20 protein-coding genes are annotated in these 17,594 nt (G+C 71.8%); 9 read left to right on the plus strand and 11 right to left on the minus strand.

Going from position 1 to position 17,594, the window contains the following annotated elements; all coding sequences use genetic code 11:
* Positions 1-2: 2 nt before the first annotated feature.
* Complete coding sequence (locus tag AB0J74_RS33500) at positions 3-317, minus strand: hypothetical protein (RefSeq protein WP_363455390.1); 315 nt, start codon at positions 315-317, stop codon at positions 3-5.
* A 103-nt stretch (positions 318-420) separates the two neighbouring features.
* Between AB0J74_RS33500 and AB0J74_RS33505 the strand changes: the two genes are divergently transcribed.
* The gene (locus tag AB0J74_RS33505; protein WP_363455392.1) at positions 421-1,524 is read left to right on the plus strand and encodes a D-alanine--D-alanine ligase family protein; all 1,104 of its coding nucleotides are present in this window, start codon (positions 421-423) and stop codon (positions 1,522-1,524) included.
* Positions 1,525-1,527: 3 nt separating this feature from the next.
* On the opposite strand, the gene AB0J74_RS33510 is transcribed toward AB0J74_RS33505, so the two are convergent.
* The 3 genes from AB0J74_RS33510 to AB0J74_RS33520 all read right to left on the minus strand — a co-directional run bounded on the left by AB0J74_RS33510 (position 1,528) and on the right by AB0J74_RS33520 (position 5,975).
* On the minus strand, positions 1,528-1,968 hold the full coding sequence (locus AB0J74_RS33510) for an HIT domain-containing protein (protein ID WP_363455395.1): 441 nt from the start codon (positions 1,966-1,968) through the stop codon (positions 1,528-1,530).
* Positions 1,969-2,112: 144 nt separating this feature from the next.
* Complete coding sequence (gene recG, locus AB0J74_RS33515; RefSeq protein WP_363455398.1) at positions 2,113-4,293, minus strand: ATP-dependent DNA helicase RecG; 2,181 nt, start codon at positions 4,291-4,293, stop codon at positions 2,113-2,115.
* Positions 4,290-5,975 carry a DAK2 domain-containing protein gene (locus AB0J74_RS33520; protein ID WP_363455401.1) on the minus strand — a complete coding sequence of 562 codons (1,686 nt, stop codon included), beginning with the start codon at positions 5,973-5,975 and terminating at the stop codon, positions 4,290-4,292. The genes recG and AB0J74_RS33520 overlap by 4 nt, the downstream gene beginning before the upstream one ends.
* Before the next feature lie 213 nt (positions 5,976-6,188).
* On the opposite strand from AB0J74_RS33520, the gene AB0J74_RS33525 reads away from it, so the two are divergent.
* Positions 6,189-6,683, plus strand: coding sequence for a hypothetical protein (locus tag AB0J74_RS33525; RefSeq protein ID WP_363455404.1), 495 nt, complete (start codon positions 6,189-6,191; stop codon positions 6,681-6,683).
* A 42-nt stretch (positions 6,684-6,725) separates the two neighbouring features.
* Here AB0J74_RS33525 and AB0J74_RS33530 read toward each other — a convergent pair whose 3' ends face one another.
* Positions 6,726-7,655, minus strand: coding sequence for an NAD(P)-dependent oxidoreductase (locus tag AB0J74_RS33530; RefSeq protein WP_363455407.1), 930 nt, complete (start codon positions 7,653-7,655; stop codon positions 6,726-6,728).
* A gap of 139 nt (positions 7,656-7,794) precedes the next feature.
* Between AB0J74_RS33530 and rpmB the strand changes: the two genes are divergently transcribed.
* Positions 7,795-7,986, plus strand: coding sequence for a 50S ribosomal protein L28 (rpmB, locus tag AB0J74_RS33535; protein ID WP_089254979.1), 192 nt, complete (start codon positions 7,795-7,797; stop codon positions 7,984-7,986).
* A 61-nt stretch (positions 7,987-8,047) separates the two neighbouring features.
* Here the strand turns inward: rpmB and AB0J74_RS33540 are convergent, their stop codons facing one another.
* The 4 genes from AB0J74_RS33540 to AB0J74_RS33555 all read right to left on the minus strand — a co-directional run bounded on the left by AB0J74_RS33540 (position 8,048) and on the right by AB0J74_RS33555 (position 11,112).
* Complete coding sequence (locus AB0J74_RS33540; protein ID WP_363455410.1) at positions 8,048-8,515, minus strand: GNAT family N-acetyltransferase; 468 nt, start codon at positions 8,513-8,515, stop codon at positions 8,048-8,050.
* Between the two features lie 65 nt (positions 8,516-8,580).
* A complete protein-coding gene (locus tag AB0J74_RS33545) occupies positions 8,581-9,606 on the minus strand; it encodes a hypothetical protein (protein WP_363455412.1) in 1,026 nt (341 codons plus the stop codon).
* Positions 9,603-10,133: a sigma-70 family RNA polymerase sigma factor gene (locus AB0J74_RS33550; protein ID WP_363455415.1), complete on the minus strand. Its 531-nt coding sequence runs from the start codon at positions 10,131-10,133 to the stop codon at positions 9,603-9,605. Before AB0J74_RS33550 ends, AB0J74_RS33545 begins: the two co-directional genes overlap by 4 nt.
* A 37-nt stretch (positions 10,134-10,170) precedes the next feature.
* The gene (locus tag AB0J74_RS33555) at positions 10,171-11,112 is read right to left on the minus strand and encodes a thiamine-phosphate kinase (RefSeq protein WP_363455418.1); all 942 of its coding nucleotides are present in this window, start codon (positions 11,110-11,112) and stop codon (positions 10,171-10,173) included.
* Positions 11,113-11,191: 79 nt separating this feature from the next.
* Between AB0J74_RS33555 and AB0J74_RS33560 the strand changes: the two genes are divergently transcribed.
* The 3 genes from AB0J74_RS33560 (at position 11,192) to AB0J74_RS33570 (ending at position 13,681) form a co-directional block, all read left to right on the plus strand.
* Positions 11,192-11,425, plus strand: a complete 234-nt coding sequence (locus AB0J74_RS33560) for an Lrp/AsnC ligand binding domain-containing protein (RefSeq protein ID WP_089254975.1) — start codon at positions 11,192-11,194, stop codon at positions 11,423-11,425.
* Positions 11,426-11,989: a DUF3515 family protein gene (locus tag AB0J74_RS33565; RefSeq protein WP_363455422.1), complete on the plus strand. Its 564-nt coding sequence runs from the start codon at positions 11,426-11,428 to the stop codon at positions 11,987-11,989. It begins immediately after the preceding gene.
* A gap of 93 nt (positions 11,990-12,082) precedes the next feature.
* A complete protein-coding gene (locus tag AB0J74_RS33570) occupies positions 12,083-13,681 on the plus strand; it encodes an FAD-dependent oxidoreductase (protein ID WP_363455425.1) in 1,599 nt (532 codons plus the stop codon).
* Here the strand turns inward: AB0J74_RS33570 and AB0J74_RS33575 are convergent.
* Both AB0J74_RS33575 and AB0J74_RS33580 read right to left on the minus strand, forming a co-directional pair.
* The gene (locus tag AB0J74_RS33575; RefSeq protein WP_363455428.1) at positions 13,678-14,322 is read right to left on the minus strand and encodes a YceI family protein; all 645 of its coding nucleotides are present in this window, start codon (positions 14,320-14,322) and stop codon (positions 13,678-13,680) included. The genes AB0J74_RS33570 and AB0J74_RS33575 overlap by 4 nt on opposite strands.
* 152 nt (positions 14,323-14,474) lie before the next feature.
* Entirely contained in the window at positions 14,475-15,536 is a 1,062-nt protein-coding gene (locus tag AB0J74_RS33580; RefSeq protein WP_363455431.1) for an LPXTG cell wall anchor domain-containing protein, read from the minus strand.
* A gap of 288 nt (positions 15,537-15,824) precedes the next feature.
* Here AB0J74_RS33580 and rsmD point away from each other — a divergent pair, with 288 nt between their 5' ends.
* The 3 genes from rsmD (at position 15,825) to AB0J74_RS33595 (ending at position 17,538) form a co-directional block, all read left to right on the plus strand.
* On the plus strand, positions 15,825-16,388 hold the full coding sequence (gene rsmD / locus AB0J74_RS33585) for a 16S rRNA (guanine(966)-N(2))-methyltransferase RsmD (RefSeq protein WP_363455434.1): 564 nt from the start codon (positions 15,825-15,827) through the stop codon (positions 16,386-16,388).
* Positions 16,385-16,873 carry a pantetheine-phosphate adenylyltransferase gene (gene coaD / locus AB0J74_RS33590; RefSeq protein WP_363455437.1) on the plus strand — a complete coding sequence of 163 codons (489 nt, stop codon included), beginning with the start codon at positions 16,385-16,387 and terminating at the stop codon, positions 16,871-16,873. Before rsmD ends, coaD begins: the two co-directional genes overlap by 4 nt.
* Before the next feature lie 167 nt (positions 16,874-17,040).
* A complete protein-coding gene (locus AB0J74_RS33595) occupies positions 17,041-17,538 on the plus strand; it encodes a hypothetical protein (RefSeq protein ID WP_363455439.1) in 498 nt (165 codons plus the stop codon).
* The last annotated feature ends 56 nt before the right edge of the window (positions 17,539-17,594 follow it).

Consider the following 17,594-nt stretch of genomic DNA (forward strand, 5'->3'; position numbering starts at 1 on the left):
TCCTATTCGCGCGGCCGTCGGACGCCGCGGCCGCCGGAGCCGAGGCGGGCCCGTTGCGCGGGCACGGCGATCGGGCGTTTCAGGTGGTAGCGGTGCAGTTCGTTGATGCCTTCCATGCTCGGGTCCTCGCTCACCGACACCAGGTCCCAGCCCTCGCGGCCGGCGTTGTTGAGGTGGGTCAGGGCGGTGTCACCGAGCGGCGTGACGTCGAGCATCGAGCCGTCCGGCCCGTACCAGTGGAAGGTGACCTCCCAGCCGGCAGCGTCGATCCGCGCCGCCCGCCGGCGGATCAGCAGCGCGTACTCCCACATCGTCATGGGCGCAACGTTCCCCGGCGTGCGCTTCGGAAAACTGCGCACACGCAGCGTGATCGGCGGAGCAGCCGGTCTCGCGCGCTCCGGCAGAGTAGGGTCCTGACCTGTGACGAGACCTAACAAGATCCGCGTCGCGGTCGTGTTCGGCGGCCGCAGCACCGAGCACGCGATTTCGGCCGTCAGCGCGGGCAGCATTCTGCGGGTCCTGGACCCCGACCAATACGAGGTGATCCCGGTCGGGATCACCCGCGAAGGTCAGTGGGTGCTCACCGACGGTGATCCCAGCGCGCTGGCGATCGAAGGTGCGCGGCTGCCCGAGGTCACGGCGAGCGCCGGCACCGCGGTCGTGCTGCCCGGCGACCCGACCTCGCACGGGCTGATGGTGGTCGAGCCGTCCCGCGGGCTCAGCGCGCTCGGCGACGTCGACGTGGTCTTCCCGGCGCTGCACGGCGCCTACGGCGAGGACGGCACCATCCAGGGCCTGCTGGAGATGGCCGGCATTCCCTACGTGGGCGCCAACGTGTTCGCCAGCGCGGCGGCCATGGACAAGGAGTTCACCAAGAAGCTGGCAGCGGCCGAGGGCATCCCGACCGGGCCGTACGCGGTGCTGCGCAACGGTGTCTCGCTGAGCGAGGCCGACAAGGAGCGGCTCGGCCTGCCGGTGTTCGTCAAGCCGTCGCGGGCCGGTTCGTCGTACGGCATCACCCGGGTCACCGACTGGGCCGACCTCGACGCGGCGATCGCCACCGCGCGCCAGATCGACCCGAAGGTGCTGGTCGAGTCGGCGATCGTGGGCCGCGAGATCGAGTGCGGAGTGCTCGAGGCCGAGGCCGGCGGCACCGCGGAGGCGTCGCTGCTGGCCGAGATCCGGGTGACCGGCGGCGGCCACGACTTCTACGACTTCGAGGCCAAATACCTCGGCGAAGACTGCGAATACGACATCCCGGCCGGGTTGCCGGAAAGCCTGACCCGCACGGTGCAGGACTACGCGGTGCGCACCTTCGCCGCCCTCGACTGCGCCGGCCTGGCTCGCGTCGACTTCTTCGTCACCGACGCCGGCGAGGTCCTGCTCAACGAGATAAACACGATGCCCGGCTTCACCGCGACGTCGATGTTCCCGCGCATGTGGGCGGCCAGCGGCCTGGAATACCCGAAGCTGGTCGACCGCCTGATCCGCACCGCCCTCCGCCGCGGCAGCGGCCTGCACTAGGCCCTAGACCGCGGTGAAGTAGGGCCGCAGCCGATCGACCAGGGCGGCGATCTCCGGATCGCCGCCCCGCGGCGCCTCCGGCCACCCGTTGCTGGCATACCAGGGCGTCTCGGCGGGCGTGCCCCGGTAGCGCGGGAACACGTGCTGGTGGAAGTGCGGCACGGCGCTGCCGATGATGGCGGAGAAGATGTGTTCGGCGTCGAGTTCGGCGCGCAGCCCGATCGCCGCCCGCCGCGCGGCGCTGCCCACGGCAGAAGCCTCCACGTCGGTCAGGTCGTCGAGATGGGGCGCGTGCCGCAGCGGCTCGACGAACAGATAGCCCAGCAGCACCGGCCCCTCACGGGCCGGCAGGTGCGAGACCGCGACGATGTCGTCGCGCCAGATTTCGGGCCCGAACAGCGGCCCTTCACCGCGATGCTTGGCACAGACAGGGCACTCATCCATGGCACCGCAGCCTAGGCCGGGTCCGCCCCGTTGTCGCGGCGTGCGCCGGCCGAAGCCACCGCCCGCCCACGACCCGGCCGCTGCGGCGTGCGGGCAGCGCGGCCCGGTGTTCTTGGCCCTGGCACCACGCGGCCTGGTCGGTCGCTAGCCCTTCTCCAGGTATTCGGCGCGTTCCTCGTCGACCAGGAGGGCGATCGAGCGGGCCAGCGCGGGGTGCGCGGTCAGTTCCGGGTCGTCGTCGGTCAGCGCGATCGCCTCCAGGCGGGCCTCGCCGATCAGTTGCGCGTCTTTGCGGAGCGAGAGCAGGCGCAGGTGGGAGCGGCGGCCGGACTGGGTGGCGCCGAGCACGTCGCCCTCGTGGCGTTGCTCCAGGTCGAGTTCGGCCAACTTGAAGCCGTCGGTGGTCGAGGCGACCGCGTCGAGCCGTTCGCGGGCGGCGGAGCCCTCGACCGCCTCGGTCACCAGCAGGCACAGGCCCGCGGCCGAGCCACGGCCGACGCGGCCGCGGAGTTGGTGCAGTTGGGACACGCCGAAGCGGTCGGCGTCGAGCACGATCATCACCGTCGCGTTGGGTACGTCGACGCCGACCTCGACCACCGTGGTGGCCACCAGCACGTCGAGGTCGCCGGCCGCGTAGGAGCGCATGACCGCGTCTTTCTCGTCGGCCGGCAGGCGCCCGTGCAGGACGCCGATCCGCAGGCCGTGCAACGGGCCCTCGGCCAGCAGCGGCGCCACCTCGGTCACGGCCAGCGGTGGGCGGCGGGCCGAGCCGTCGTCGTCGGGCGGTGGCTCCTCGCTGTCGGTCGCGGAGCCGTCGCCGATCCGCGGGCAGACCACGTAGGCCTGGTGACCGGCCTCGACCTCTTCGCGCAGCCGGCGCCAGGCCCGGTCGAGGAACGCGGGCTTGTCGGCCGCGGGGACGACGTGGGACGCGATCGGCGATCTGCCGCCGGGCAGTTGGGAGAGGGTCGATACCTCGAGGTCGCCGTAGACCGTCATGGCCACCGTGCGCGGGATCGGCGTCGCCGTCATCACCAGCGTGTGCGGCGGCTGGTCGGCCTTGGCCCGCAGGGCGTCGCGCTGCTCGACGCCGAACCGGTGCTGCTCGTCGACCACGACCAGGCCGAGGTCGTTGAACTCGACACCCTCGTAGAGCAGGGCGTGGGTGCCGATGACCAGGCCCGCGGTGCCGGTGGAGACGTCGGCCGCGGCGGCCCGGCGGGCGGCCGCGCCCTGCGAGCCGGTCACCAGCGTGACCCGGGTGCCGGCCGGGTCGCCGTCGAGTTCGCCGGCGCGGCCCAGCGGGCCGAGCAGGGCCGAGATGCCGCGGAAGTGCTGGGCGGCCAGGACCTCGGTGGGCGCCAGCAGGGCGGCCTGCCCGCCGGCGTCGACCACCTGCAGCATCGCCCGCAGCGCGCAGACCGTCTTGCCGGAGCCGACCTCGCCCTGCAGCAGCCGGTGCATGGGGTGTGCGGTGGCCAGGTCGGCGGCGATCTCGACGCCGACCCGCCGCTGGCCCTCGGTCAGTTCGTAGGGCAGCCGGCTGTCGAACGTCGACAGCAGGCCGTCGGGGGTCGCCGGGCGCGGCCGGGCCGGCAGCGCCGACGACCGGCGCTTGCGCTGCACCAGGGTGAGTTGCACGGCGAAGGCCTCGTCCCACTTGAGCCGGCGGCGGGCCTTGGCCAGGTCTTCTCGGGAGCCGGGGCGGTGGATCTCGCGCAGCGCGGCGTCGAGGGGCAGCAGGTGGCGGGTCGCCCGCACGGTCGCCGGCAGCACGTCGTCGACCGGCGCCAGGGTGTCGAGCACGACCCGCACGCAGCGGGCGATCGTCCAGGTCGGCACGGCGCCGGCGGCCGGGTAGACCGGGATCAGCGCGCCGGCGAACTCTTCGATCTCGTCGGAGACCTCGCCCTCGTCGCCGAGCAGCATGTAGTCGGGGCCGTTGAGCTGGCGCTTGCCGCGGAACTCGGTGACCTTGCCGGCGAACAGGCCCCACCGCCCCGGCCGCAGGTCGCGCTCGCGCCAGGCCTGGTTGAAGAAGGTCAGCGTGAGCACGCCGCCCGCGCCGTCTTCGACCAGCACCTCGAGCAGCTTGCCGCTGCGCTGGCGCATCGGCCGGGTGGTGGCCCGGCGCACCTGGCCGAGCACCGTGACGTCTTCGCCGACCGACAGCGAGCGGATGTCGGTGTGCTCGCCGCGCTCGTCGTAGCGGCGCGGGAAGTGGTAGATCAGGTCGCCGACGGTGCGCAGGTCGAGGTGCTTGTCGAGGGCCTTGGCGGTCTTGTCGCCGAGCACCTTCTTGAGCGGATCGTCCAGAGTGGTCATTCGACGCCCACCAGCAGCGGATAGTGCGGGTGCCCCCCGGTGTAGGTGTGCACCTCGACGAACGGCCAGTGCGCGGCGGCGTGCGCGCGCAGCGCATCGGCCAGCCCGGCCGGCGCACCCGCGCCGGTGAGCAGGGTGACCAGCTCGCCGCCGCCGCCGAGCAGCCGGTCGAGCAGCTCACGGCAGGTCTCGGCCAGGTCGGTGCCGATCAGGTGGACCTCGCCCTCGACGAGCGCGAGCACGTCGCCGCGCCGGCACGGGCCCGCGACGGTCAGCGCGTCGCGGCTGGCGTAGCAGACCTCGGCGTAGCGGCAGGCGCCGGCCGCCTTGGCCATCTCGATCACGTCGTCGTCGAACTCGCGCGCCGGGTCGCGCACCGCCAGCGCGGCCAGCGCCTGCACGGGCGAGCGGGTGGGCAGCACCCGGACCGCCGCCGTCGCCTCGCGCGCGGCGGCCGCGGCCACCGGCTGGGTGTTGGGGTCGTTGGGCAGCACCACGACGTGGGCGGCACCGGTGGCGGTGATCGCCGCGAGCAGCTCGCGGGTCGACGGGTTGGCGGCCACCACGGCCGCGCCCTCGGCGGCGAAGAGCGCGGCGATGCCGTCGCCGGCGGCGACCACGACGACCGCGCGGTCGGGCCCGTCGGGGACGGCCTGGTCGGCGAAGCGGGTCACGGTGATGCGGTGCGGGCGGCCCGCCTCGACGCCGACCTCGAGCGCGGCGCCGACGTCGTTGACGTGGACGTGCACGTTCCAGGTGGACTCGTCGCCCTCGCCGGTGCCGACCACGACGAGCGAGTCGCCGAGCTCGGCGAGCCGGGAACGGAGTTTCTCGACGGCCGGCTCGGCGGCGTCGAGCAGGAACTGCACCTCGTAGTCGAACTCGGCCGAGCCACTCTCCCGGGCCGCGACCAGCGGCCGGTTGGTGCGCGGCCGGGGCGCCGGCAGCGGCTCGACCCGGGCCTCGCCGGTGACCACCTCGACCAGGGCGTCGAGCAGCACACAGAGCCCGCGCCCGCCGGCGTCGACCACCCCGGCCCGGGCCAGGGCGGGCAACTGTTCCGGGGTCCTGGCCAGCGCCGCGGCCGCGGCGCCGGACGCCGCCCGGGCCACCTCGGCCAGCGAGCCGGCCCTGATGGGCAAGCCGACGGCCGTGACTCGGGCGGCGGCCGAGAGGCGCGTGTCCTCGATCGGGTTGGCGGTGGTGGTCGGGTCGGTCGCCGAGTCGGCGGCCTGCTCGGCGGCTGTCGCCGCCGCGGCGGCGACCGAGAGGATCGTGCCCTCGACCGGGTTGGCGACGGCGCCGTAGGCGGCCTCGGCGCCGGCGCGCAGGCCACGGGCCAGTGCCGGCCCGTCGACCACCGGCACCGCCGAGGTGGCGTCGGCCAGCCCGCGCAGCACCTGCGAGATGATCACGCCGGAGTTGCCGCGGGCGCCCAGCAGCGCGCCGCGGGCCATCAGCCGCAGCACCTGGCCGTGTGGGGTCGGGTCACCCTCGGCGGCCGGGTCGAAGATCAGGGCCTCGTTGGCCGAGGTCAGCGTCAGCACGAGGTTGGTGCCGGTGTCGCCGTCGGGCACCGGGTAGACGTTGAGCGCGTCGATCTCGCCCTGATGGCGGCGCAGGGCCGCCAACGCACCCGCGCACCAGCGGCGCAGCGCCGCGGCGTCGAGGCTCTCCAACACGCACCGAGCCTATCGGTTGCCCCCGACAACCCCGTCGATCCCGGCGGGGCGGTGCGCACTGCCGGTTCGGGGACATCACGCGTGGTGGCGAAGACCTAGCATGTCGATTGATCTCCTATCGGAGGCGACACGATGGTCGGTAACGGAATGCCCGGTTGCGGGTCGGGGGCAATCCTGGCCAGGATCCCCGACCACCAGCCGTTCGCATTCGCGATGAACGTTTACCGGCTCGGCCTCGCCTGGGCGGTCACCTGGGTCGCCGTGGTCGGCTCGGAGGTGCTGCTGGCCGGCAGCACCCTGGTGTTGCCGGTGGCCGCCGTCAGCGTGGGTGCCGCGTTCGCCCTTCTCGTTCGCCTCGTGCAGCACCGCCGCCGTGGTCCGATCCTCGCGCTCAACGCGCAGGGCATCTGGGTCAGCACCCGGGTCCGGGGACAACGCGCTGTGGTTCCGCAGTTCGCCGCCGATCTGCTGCCGTGGTCGTCGATCGAGCGGGTCTATTGCCGGCGGATCGGGATCGACAAGCGGGTCTGCGTGAAGGCGCGGTTTCCGCGGTCGGTGGGACTCGCCGGCTCGGCACCCGCCGACATTCTGCAACTTCTCTACGGCACGCCATACAACGCGTCGCTCACCTTCGGCGACCGGCCGGCGGCGGATGTCCTGGAGGCCATCACGCGGTATGGCGGCGGCAAGACGACGATCGATCTCTGAGCACGGAGGTCAGAGCGTTCACCGTGTCTGACCTACGGCCGGTCAGGCGGTGGCCACCAACCGCAGGCCCTGCTTGTAGTCGACCACCGCCGGCGACCAGCCCAGCTCGTGCTGGGCCCGTTCGTTGGAGACCCGCATCGACGTGGTCATGGCCGTGTAGCCGTAGGGCGCGGCAAAGCGCAGCACCTGGGGCGGCAGCCGCAGCGGCGGCTTGGCGTCGACCAGGGTGGCCATCTCGTCGAGCAACTCACCCCAGGTGACGGGGACGCCATCGACGATGTTGTACGCGCTACCCGGCGCACCCTTCTCCAGCGCCGCCACCGTGGCCGCCGCCGCGTCGTCGAGGTGGATCAGGTTCGCCTCCCCGCCGCCGCCCTTGATCACCGGCAGGCGGCGCTTGCGTACCGCGTCGATCATCCGTTTTGTCCCGGGATCGCCGCCGTAGAACAGGCCGTAGCGCAGCGCCACGCCCTCCAGCCCGGCGGTCTCGCACGCCTGGGCCTCGGTCTCGTGGAACGCGTCCATGATCGGCCCGACCGGGCCGTCCACCGGGACACCGAACGGGTCGCTCTCGGTCAGCACCCGGGTGCCGTGGTCGCCGTACCCGTACCCGTACACGATCGATTGGGTCAGGAAGCGGTGCGCGCCCATCTGCTTCGCGGCCGCGATGAGGTTGACGGTGCCCGTCTTGCGCAACTCGTTGGTCTTGTCCATGTCGTGGAAGCGCAGCGGCGGCTTGGTCAGCGCGGTGCACTCGTTGATCACGGCGTCGGCCTTCATCCCGGAGACCGCCCGGAGCAGGCCCTCGCGGTCCAGCACGTCAGCGACCAGCGGCTCGGCGCCGAACGCCTCCAGTCGCCGGGTGTTGGCCAGCAGCCGGGTGATGCCGATGACCTCGTGGCCGAAGGCGACCAGCCGCTGGATCAGCGGCGTACCGATGGCGCCCGTGGCGCCGGCGAGCAGTACCCTCATACCACCCAGTGAACCCCGCCACGCGCTGCGGCGGGAGGCGATTCGCTGGCTGCGCCCGGCGTCGGGTAATCTAGTCAGGTTGCCCGGTCGGCGTCGTCGCATCGGCAACCCCCAAAGCAATCAATCCCAGGAGTAACCCGTGGCTAGCGTGTGCGACGTCTGTGGCAAGGGGCCGGGCTTCGGCCACAACGTTTCCCACTCGCACCGGCGGACCAACCGCCGCTGGAACCCCAACATCCAGACGGTGCGCACCCCGGCCGGTGGTGGCAACACCCGCAAGATGCAGGTCTGCACCTCCTGCATCAAGGCGGGCAAGGTCACGCGCGCCTGAGGCGCGACCGAGACGAGTCGTTCAGCCGCCGGGTCCGCGTGGACCCGGCGGCTTCTCGTGTTCAGAGCGTACGGCCGAACGACCGCACGTCCGGGTAACCCTTGTAATAGCCGAAGTCCGGGATCCGCTCGTACCCGTTGGCGGTGTAGAAGGCAATCGCCTCGGGCTGCTTCGTGCCGCACTCCAGGATCAGCCGCTTGCGGCCGTGTTCTCGCGCGGAGTCCTCGACGGCCGTCAGGACCGCCCGGGCCACGCCCCGCCGGCGCCCGGCCGGGGCGGTATACATCCGCTTGAGCTCCGCTTCCGAGCCGTCGGTGCCGTGGCTGCGCCAGCCCGCACAGCCGACCGGACGGCCGTCGAGGAACGCGACCAGGAACGCCCCGTTGGGCGGGTCGAACTCGCTGGCGTCGACGGGGGTGTCGTCGCCCGAACTGTTGTAGCGGGCGCCGAGGTCGGCCAACAGGTCGGTGACGAGCCCCACCGACTCGGGGGCGGTGAACGGCAACTGCCGGATCTCCAGATGCTCCACGGACACGACGGTACGGCGGCGGCCGGTGTCGAACCGGCCCCCGCCGCTGTCGCGACGATCACGTCCTAGCGCTCGCCGGCCGTCCCGACGATCTTGTGGGTCCAGAGGACCTGGTAGTCGACGGTGTCGCCGCTGCCCGACGCCCGCCCGACGGCCCGCCCCGTGGCCGGGTCGAAGAGCAACTCGTCGAAGCGGGCCTGCTCGGTCTGCCGGATCGCCCAGATCCGCTTGCCGTCGAAGACCGTCTCCCGGGCCGACAGGCCCGTCCAGTTCTTGATCGACTTGAGCATCGCCACCCGGACGCCGGCCGGCACCAGCGTCTCGGAGCTGACCAGCAGCTCACCGATCTCCTTGGCCAGCAGGTGGTCGTCGCTCCACTTGGCGTTGTCGCCCATACCGGCCAGCAGTTCGGCCTTCAGCGCCGCCGGCTGGGTCGGCAGGCCGGCCAGCCAGGCCGGCGTCGGCTGCCAGATCGACGGGTGGTCGACCGGCCCGGTCGGTGCGGCTACGGACTGGTCCTGGACGCCGTTGCGGGTGATCGCGGCGGCCGTCATGCCCTCCGGCGTGAACCAGATCTCGGTTTCGTCGCTGACCATTTGGCCGGCGTTGTCGCCCGAGATCACGCCGTACATCCGGGTGTAGACGAACTGGCCGGGCCGGACGGTCTGGGTCGGGGAGCCCGCGGCCTTCGCGGCGAGCCGGTCCAGCGACTGCCGGGCGTTGATCGGCGTGCTCTCGCCCATCGCCGGCGGCGGACCGAGGGGTGGCGCCTCGATCTTGCCGCCGCCGGCCGACGGCCCGACGCCGGTCGGACCGCCGCCCTTGGGATTCGCCGGGGTCGCGGGCCCGCCGGCGACCGGGACGCCCGGGCCGGCGCCGCCGCCGGGTAGGACCAGCACCCCGGCCGTGGCCAGGCCGGCGACCACCACCGCGGCGGCGACCGGCACCCAGCGGCGGAACCGGGTCCGGGCCGGCGGTGCCTGCAGCCGGGTCAGGGTGTGCCAGGTGCGGGAGACCGACTCGTCGGTGGGCTCGGTGAGGCCGGGCGGCAGGTCGTGCACGGCGACGATGTCCGGGTCAGCGCGGTTCACGGCGTTTCTCCTTCAAGGGTGAGGGCGGCGCGGACCTTCGCGCGCGCCCGGTGCAGGGCCGACCGGACCGTCCCGGGTGGGATGTCGAGCGCCATGGCGATCTCGGCGTAGTCGAGTTCCGCCACCGCGAAGAGCAGCAGCACGTCGCGCTGCCGCTGGGGGAGCGCGGCGAGCACGGCGGCCAGCGTGCGCACGGTGCGCTCGGCGTCGATCCGGTCCCCGGCCGCGTCCAGGCCGGGTTCGGTGTCGGCGAGCGCCCGCAGCGCGCGGACCTCGCGGCGGCGATGCCGCCGCAGCAGGTTGGTGGCGATGCCGTAGAGCCAGGGCAACAGCCCACCCCGGGTGGGGTCATAGCGGAACCGCTGCTCGTACGCGACGAGAAACGTTTCCGCCACGACGTCTTCGGCGACCTGCTCGCCCACCCGGCGGGTGCAGTAGCGCAGCAATTCCCGCCCGTAGGCGGTGAACATGCCGGCCAGATCCGCCGGGTCGGCGCCGGTGTCGGCTCCCGTGGTCGTCGTGGTCATACCCCTTCTTGCCACGACGCCCGATCGAGGTTCCCCGCTACTGCGAGAAGTGGTCCCAGCCGAGCGGACCCTTGGGCGGCCGGCCGTCGACCGTCACGCCCGTACCCTCGCTGACCCTGCCGATCTCGTGCCAGCCTTCCGGGAGGCTCCGATCTCTCGGGAACGTGGCGGCCAGGGCGTGGTCGTCGCCGCCCGCGAGCACCCAGTGATAGGGATCGACGCCGAGGGCCTGTGCCGCGTCGCGCATCTGCGGTGGCACCTCGAACGCGCCGCGGTCGATGTCGATGGCCACCTTGCTGGCCTTCGCCACGTGCCCGAGGTCCTGCAGCAGGCCGTCGGAGACGTCGAGCATCGCGGTGGCCCCGGCCCGGGCGGCGGCCGGCCCGGCGGCGTAGGGCACCCGCGGCCGCCGGTAGGCGTCGACCAGCAGCACCGGGGTGCGGAAGCCGCGGCTGAGCACCGTGTAGCCGGCGGCTGCGTAGCCCACCCGGCCGCACAGGGCGACGACGTCGCCGGCCCGGGCGCCGTCGCGGGTCACCGGGCGCCGGCCGCCCAGGTCGCCGAGCGCGGTCACCGCGATGGTCAGCGTCGGGCTGCCGGCCATGTCGCCGCCGACCACGGCGGCGCCGACCGTGGCCGCCTCGGCCGCCAGCCCGTCGGCCAGGTCTTCGGCCCAGCGTGCGTCCAGCCCGGGCGGGGCGCAGAGCGCGACCAGCAGCGCCGTGGGGGTGGCGCCCATCGCGGCGATGTCGGCCAGGTTGGCCGCCGCGGCGCGGTGCCCGATTTCGACGCCGCTGGCCCAGTCGCGCCGGAAGTGCCGTCCTTCGACCAGGGCGTCGGTGGACGCGACCACCCGACCGTCCGGCGCGGAGACGATCGCGGCGTCGTCGCCGGGACCGAGCAGGGTGCTGGCCCCGGGCTGGAGCCGGGCGGTGACCCGGGCGATCAGCCCGAACTCGCCCGCGCGCGCCACACTCACCAGTAACCTCCGGGTTCGGTACCTGCTCCGTTGCGGTAGTTTCACTTCTCGTGCCGTTGGCGGCGATTGGAGACGGGTCGTGGTCCAGGCGTACATCCTTATCCAGACCGAGGTCGGAAAGGCGCGTGACGTGGCCGCGTCAATCTCGGATATTCCGGGCGTCGTCCGGGTGGACGCCGTCACCGGACCATACGAGGTGATCGCCTTGACCGAGGCGCACACCCTCGACGAGCTCGGGAAGATGATCGTTTCCCGGGTGCAGCTCGTGCCCGGCATTACCCGCACGATCACCTGTTCGGTGGTGCATCTCTGAGTGGACCGTTCGACCCGCCAGGCCGCGCTGATCGCGACCGCGGTAGCCCTACCGCTCGCCCTGATCGTCGTTTTGTTGTCGGTCTGGCGATTCTCGCCCGACGACCCGAAGGCCGCACCGGCGACCCCCAGCCCGGCCCCACAGGCGACCACACCCGTGACGATGGCGGCTCCGGCGCTGTCGCCGCGGGCCGCGACGCTGTGCCGCGCGTTGCTGTCGCAACTGCCCCAGACCCTGCGCGACCGGCCGCAGCGCCCGGTGACCGCCGGCACGGAGCAGAACGCCGCCTACGGCGACCCGGCGATCACGCTGGCGTGCGGCATCCCGGCGCCCACGTTCCCGCCGACCGACCTGGTCAACCTGCTCGACAAGGTCTGCTGGCACTCGGCCGAGACGGCCGACGCCACCGTGCTGACCACCGTCGACCGCGAGGTCTCGATCCAGGTCACGGTGCCGAAGGCGTACGAGGCGGCCGGCCAGTGGGCGATCGTGTTCTCCAACCCCGTGATCGAGACGGTGCCCAAGATGGCGACGCCACCGGCCGGCTGCGCGGGTTCCCGCTGACGAATCGAAATATGTCAGTTACACGGCAAGGCCGCTGAGGAAATCTGACCCTTACAGACTGCGCGTCATGATGATCTTCCCGAAGGGGGACGCATGACGCAGCAGCCGATCCCGCCCGCCGTCAGCCGCCGAGGATTCCTTCGCGCCGTGGGTCTGAGTGGGGGCGCCGGCGCGATGTTCGCGACCATGGGCGCCCTGGGCCTCGCACCGACCGCCGCCGCGGCGGCCGCGCCCGCCTACCGGGCACCCAACCCCGGCGACTTCCACCTGACCGGGCGCGGCCGAGCCGCCGTGCTGGTCCTCGGCGGCGGCATCGCCGGCCTGGCCACCGCGTACGAGCTGGGCAAGGCCGGTTACGACTGCACCGTGCTGGAGGCCCGCGACATCGTCGGCGGCCGCAACTTCACCGTCCGCGGCGGCACCACCCAGACCGACCTCGACGGGCACACCCAGAAATCGCGGTTCGGCGACGGCGTCTACCTCAACGCGGGGCCCGGCCGGCTGGCCCAGTGGATGGTCACTCTCGACTACTGCCGCGAGCTGGGCGTGCCGATCGAGGTGTTCACGAACGCCAACGCCGACGCGCTGATCTACAACGAGTCGGCCGGGATGACCGCGCCGGTGCGCTACCGCACCGCCAAGGCAGACGTCTTCGGCTACGTCTCGGAACTGCTGGCCAAGGCCACCGACCAGGGTGCGCTGGACGCGGCACTGACCGCGGCGGACAAGGAGCGGCTGACCACGTTCCTGCGCGGTTTCGGGTCGCTCGGTGCGACTTTGGGCTATTCGGGCGGCAGCCGGCGCGGGTTCGCGAGCTACCCAGGAGCCGGAAACGACGAGGGTACGCCGCTCGGCGCACCGCCGGCCCTGTCCGACGTGTTCGCCAGCAACGTCGGCCGCTACTTCTCCTTCGAGCTCGGCTATGACCAGGCGATGCTGATGTTCCAGCCGGTCGGCGGGATGGACCAGATCCCGCGGGCGCTGGCGAAGGCCGTCGGCCACCACCGGATCAAGGTCGGTGCCGAGGTGACCGACGTGACCGACGACGGCTCCGGTGTCGCGGTGACCTACCGGCAGGGAAACGCCACCCGGGTGGTGCGGGCCGACTACTGCGTGGCGACGCTGCCGCCGCACCTGATGGCACGGATCCCGCACAACCTGGGCACGCCGGTCACCGCGGCGCTGTCCGAGTTCGGGGTCACCGCCGCCGGGAAGATCGGGCTCGAATACCGGCGCCGCTGGTGGGAGGAGGACGACCGGATCTACGGCGGGATCACCGAGACCGACCTCGACCTGCAGCACATCTGGTATCCGTCGTACGGCTTCCACGGGCGCCGTGGTCTGGTCGTCGGCTACTACAACACCGGCGCCGCGGCCCGCACCTACAGCGCCCTACCGCACGCCGAGCGGGAAGCGCGGGCGGTGGCACAGGGCGTGAAGATCCATGGCGAGAAATACCGGAGCGAGTTGGCGTCGTCGTGGTCGCAGGCCTGGGACCGGACCAGATACCTGGAGGGCGCCTGGACCTCGCCCCGCTATACGTCTCCGGGCTATCAGCTGCTGCTGCGCCCCTCCGGCCGGGTCTACTTCGCCGGCGACTGGCTGAGCCACGAGGTCGCCTGGCAGCACGGCGCGTTCGTCTCGGCACGGTCCGTGGTCACCGCCATCCACCAGCGGGTGCTGGCCGGCTAGGCGCGCAGCGCCTCGCCCGCGATCTCGATGTGGACGGTCTTGCCGACCAGGACGCCGCCGCTTTCCAGGGTGACGTTCCAGAGCAGGCCGTAGTCTTCGCGCTCGATCTCGGCGCTCGCGCTGAAGCCGAAGATGTCCTGGCCGTAGGGGTCGCGGCGGGCGCCGCCGAACTCGACCTGCAGGTCGACGGGGCGGGTGACGTCGCGCACCGTCAGGTGGCCGTGCAGCGTGAAACGGACCGGGCCGCGGGCCGGTTCCGGCACGGCCGCCCGGCGGTTGAGCTTGTTGTTGCGCAGCCGGGCCCACTGGAAGATCGGGTCGTCGGCGCCCTTCCAGGTCATCCCGTTGCTGCGGTATTCCATCGTCGGAAAGTGCACCACATCGAGGAAGTCCGGGCTGGTCAGGTGGACGTCGCGGTCCGGGTTGTGTGTCGTCAGGCTGGCCGTTTGGATGGTCGCGCTGACCGATGACGCGAGCGGGTCGTCGGCGACGTGGATCTGCGCGCTCGCCTCGCGGAACTCACCGCGGACCGGGCTGACCATCATGTGCCGGGCCAGGAATCCGACCCGCTTGTGCGCCTGGTCGAGCCGGTAGAGGCCCGGGGCCGGGATGGTCATGCCTTCCCAGGTTCTGGTTGGCATTGTGGACACCGCTGTTCGCTCCCCCCGGTCGGACGCGGCCAGCATAGGAAACGGCACCGGTGGGGAAGCTGTGAGCCGACGTCAACGTGGCAGCGAACACAAAAAGACGCGCCACCCCGCTACGGGGTGGCGCGTCTTGGCGTTACCGGCGGTCAGGCGGTGAACCGAAGGCGACGACGGCGGGCGATGAGGAACAGGCCCGCGCCGATGACCAGCAGGCCACCCGCGCCACCGGCGATCGCGCCGGTGTTGGCGCCGGTCTTCGGCAGCGTCGGGGTGGCTTCGCAGCTGGCCGGCTTCGTCCAGGCGATCGGCTCGAGTTCGTCTTCGCCGACGCTCGGCGTGACGACCAGGCCCTCGGACGCGTCGAAGGTGACCTTCGCGGTCTTGCCCTTCTCCACCTTCATGGTCTGCGGCTCGCCGGTGTTCGGCGTGAAGACCAGGTCGAACTCGAGACCGTTCGGCGGGTTGATGACCGTGATGCCGAGCGTGTCGCAGGTCTGCTCGATCTCGATGTCGGGGACACAGCCACCCTCGGGCTCGGTCCAGCTGTGCTTGCCGATCTCCTTGCCGTGACTCACCACGGTGATGACGGGAGGCGTGTCGCCCTCGCCGGCCGGCACCACGATCGGCTCGGACGACTTGCCGATCTCGACGACGCCCTTGGCGACGGACTTGCCGTCGACCTGCACGGCGTAGCGCAGCTTCCCGGTCGCCTCGGTGCCGTTGGAGACCACCACGGTGACGTCGCCGGTGCAGTCGTCGGTGAAGGTCACGCCCGGCTTCGCGGTGCGGCAGCCACCCCGCGGCACCGTGACGGTCGCCGACTTGGTCGCGTTGATGTTCTTGCCATTGCGCAGCCAGTGCGCGCTGACGCTCAGGGTGGCCTCGGTGACGCTGACGTCGAGGGTCTGCGTTGTCTTCAGCACGGCGTCGTTACCGGTGTACGCGGGGAGCACCGCGCCCACCTTGACGGTCTCGCTCGTCGCGGTCGGCGTGAAGGTCACGCCCGTGATGTCGCCGGCGAGGTCCTTTTCGCTGTTGGCGACGGTCCAGTCGACCTGCCATTTGCCCTCGACACACGAGGCGGTGCCGGAAACCACTGGGTGGTGCGCGCTGGCCGGCGAACCGAGGACGACCGCCGCCGCGAGGCCGACGACCGCGGCCCCCGCGACGGCGAGCGGTCGCCGCAGCGCGGTTGGGATCTGGAACACGCGTACTCCTGACAGGAAGGGGCGTTTCAGGGCACAGTCGAAGCACCCGCGGCCACTGTCGACTTAGGTCTGTTGCGGCTCGGAAAGGGGCTTCGCCACGTTTCGCCGGCTGGGCGGCAGCCGGCATAGGCGCAGACCTTAGTGGTTTCTGAATGGAACGCGCCGCTATCAGCCGGACCTAAGAATGGTGATACCGATTCGAGACCGTTGATATACCGCTCGTCACTGTGCGCTCCCCGGCGGTGACTCGCGCTGACAGGTAGCGTTCACTCTCATGGGTAGGCAGTCATGACCCGGATCGTCGCCGGGACGCTCGGTGGGCGCCGGCTTACGGCGCCGCCGGGTGCGGGGACCAGACCGACGTCCGATCGGGTACGCGAGGCGCTGTTCAGCAGCATCGAGTCGATGCTGGACCTCGACGGGGCCCGGTTCGCCGACCTTTATGCCGGCTCGGGCGCGGTCGGCATCGAGGCTCTGTCCCGGGGCGCCGCACACGTGCTGCTGGTCGAGTCCGATCCGCGGGCCGCCCGGATCATCCGGGCCAACCTGGCCTCCCTCGACACCGGGCCGGCCGCCCGGCTGGTCACCGACCGGGTCGCCGCGGTCCTCGACCGGGGGCCCGAGGGCGGGTCCTACGACGTGGTGTTCGCGGACCCCCCGTACGCCATGGAAGATCTGGAGATCGGCGAGATGATGGCCGCACTGGTTCGCGGCGGTTGGCTCGCGACCGACGCCGTGCTGGTCGTCGAGCGCGCCACCCGGGGCGGGGCGATCCCGCAGGTGGAGGGGGTCACGTCCGAGCGCAGCCGACGCTACGGGGAGACGACGCTTTGGTACGGTCGCCGATCATGAGGCGTGCGGTGTGTCCCGGGTCGTTCGACCCGGTCACCAATGGTCACCTGGACATCATCGGCCGGACCAGCCGGCTGTTCGACGAGGTGATCGTCGGGGTGCTGATCAACCAGTCGAAGACCGGGCTGTTCGACATCGACGAGCGGATCGCGATGCTGCGCGAGGCCACCGGCGGCTACGGCAACGTGCGGATCGAGTCGTTCCAGGGGCTGCTGGTCGATTTCTGCCGCACCGTGCAGGCCGGCGTGGTGGTCAAGGGTCTGCGGGCGGTGAGCGACTTCGACTACGAGCTCAAGATGGCGCAGATGAACATCGGCCTGGCCGGCGTCGAGACATTGTTCATGCCCACCAACCCGCTCTATTCGTTCCTCTCGTCGAGCCTGGTCAAAGAGGTCGCGAAATGGGGCGGCGACGTGTCGGCCCACGTCCCCGACCATGTCTTGGCCGCGCTGCGTGAGCGACTGCCCGGCAACGGGACGATCTGACTTTCGGTTGGTCGGTCGCCGACCTATCGTCATGGTTCTATACCGGGTGCGTGGCCGCCGATACGCTCGGCGACGCGCCGACCCGGATTGGGCCGGGTGTCGCTTCCTGGCCGCATCATGGATGAAGCAGCAGACCGGCTGCCGGTCGACGATGACAGGAGAGTGCGGTGGATCCGTTCGAGCAGATCGACGAGATCATCGCGATGGTGGAAAACGCCCGCGCCGTCCCGATGTCGCGGGCCAACGCCATGATCGATCGCGGCCCGATGATCGCCAAGCTCGACGAGCTCCGTGCCGACCTGCCCAGCGAGCTGCGGCGGGCGGCGGCCCTGCTCGACGAGCGCGACAAGATCATGGACGCGGGCAAGCGCGAGGCGGACCGGATCATCAGCGAGGGTGAGGCCGAACACGCCCGCCTGGTCTCGGTCAACGAGATCACCGTGAGCGCCGAACACGAGGGTGCCCGGATCATCGCCGAGGCCCGCGCCGAGGCGCAGCGCCTCCGGGAAGAGGTCGACGACTACGTCGACACCGCGCTGGCCAACTTCGAGCAGTTCCTGACCAGGGCGCTGGCCTCGATCGAGCGTGGGCGCGACAAGATGCACGCCCTGCGGGAGATCGGCACGTTCGTCGGTGAGGAAAGCGAACGCCCACTGCCGTTCTGACCGGTTCACCTGGGCCGGGCCGGTTCGACGCCGCCGGGGCGCCTCGGGTAACCTGG

Origin of the sequence: Asanoa sp. NPDC049573 (assembly GCF_040676615.1) — a bacterium.
GTDB lineage: Bacteria > Actinomycetota > Actinomycetes > Mycobacteriales > Micromonosporaceae > Asanoa.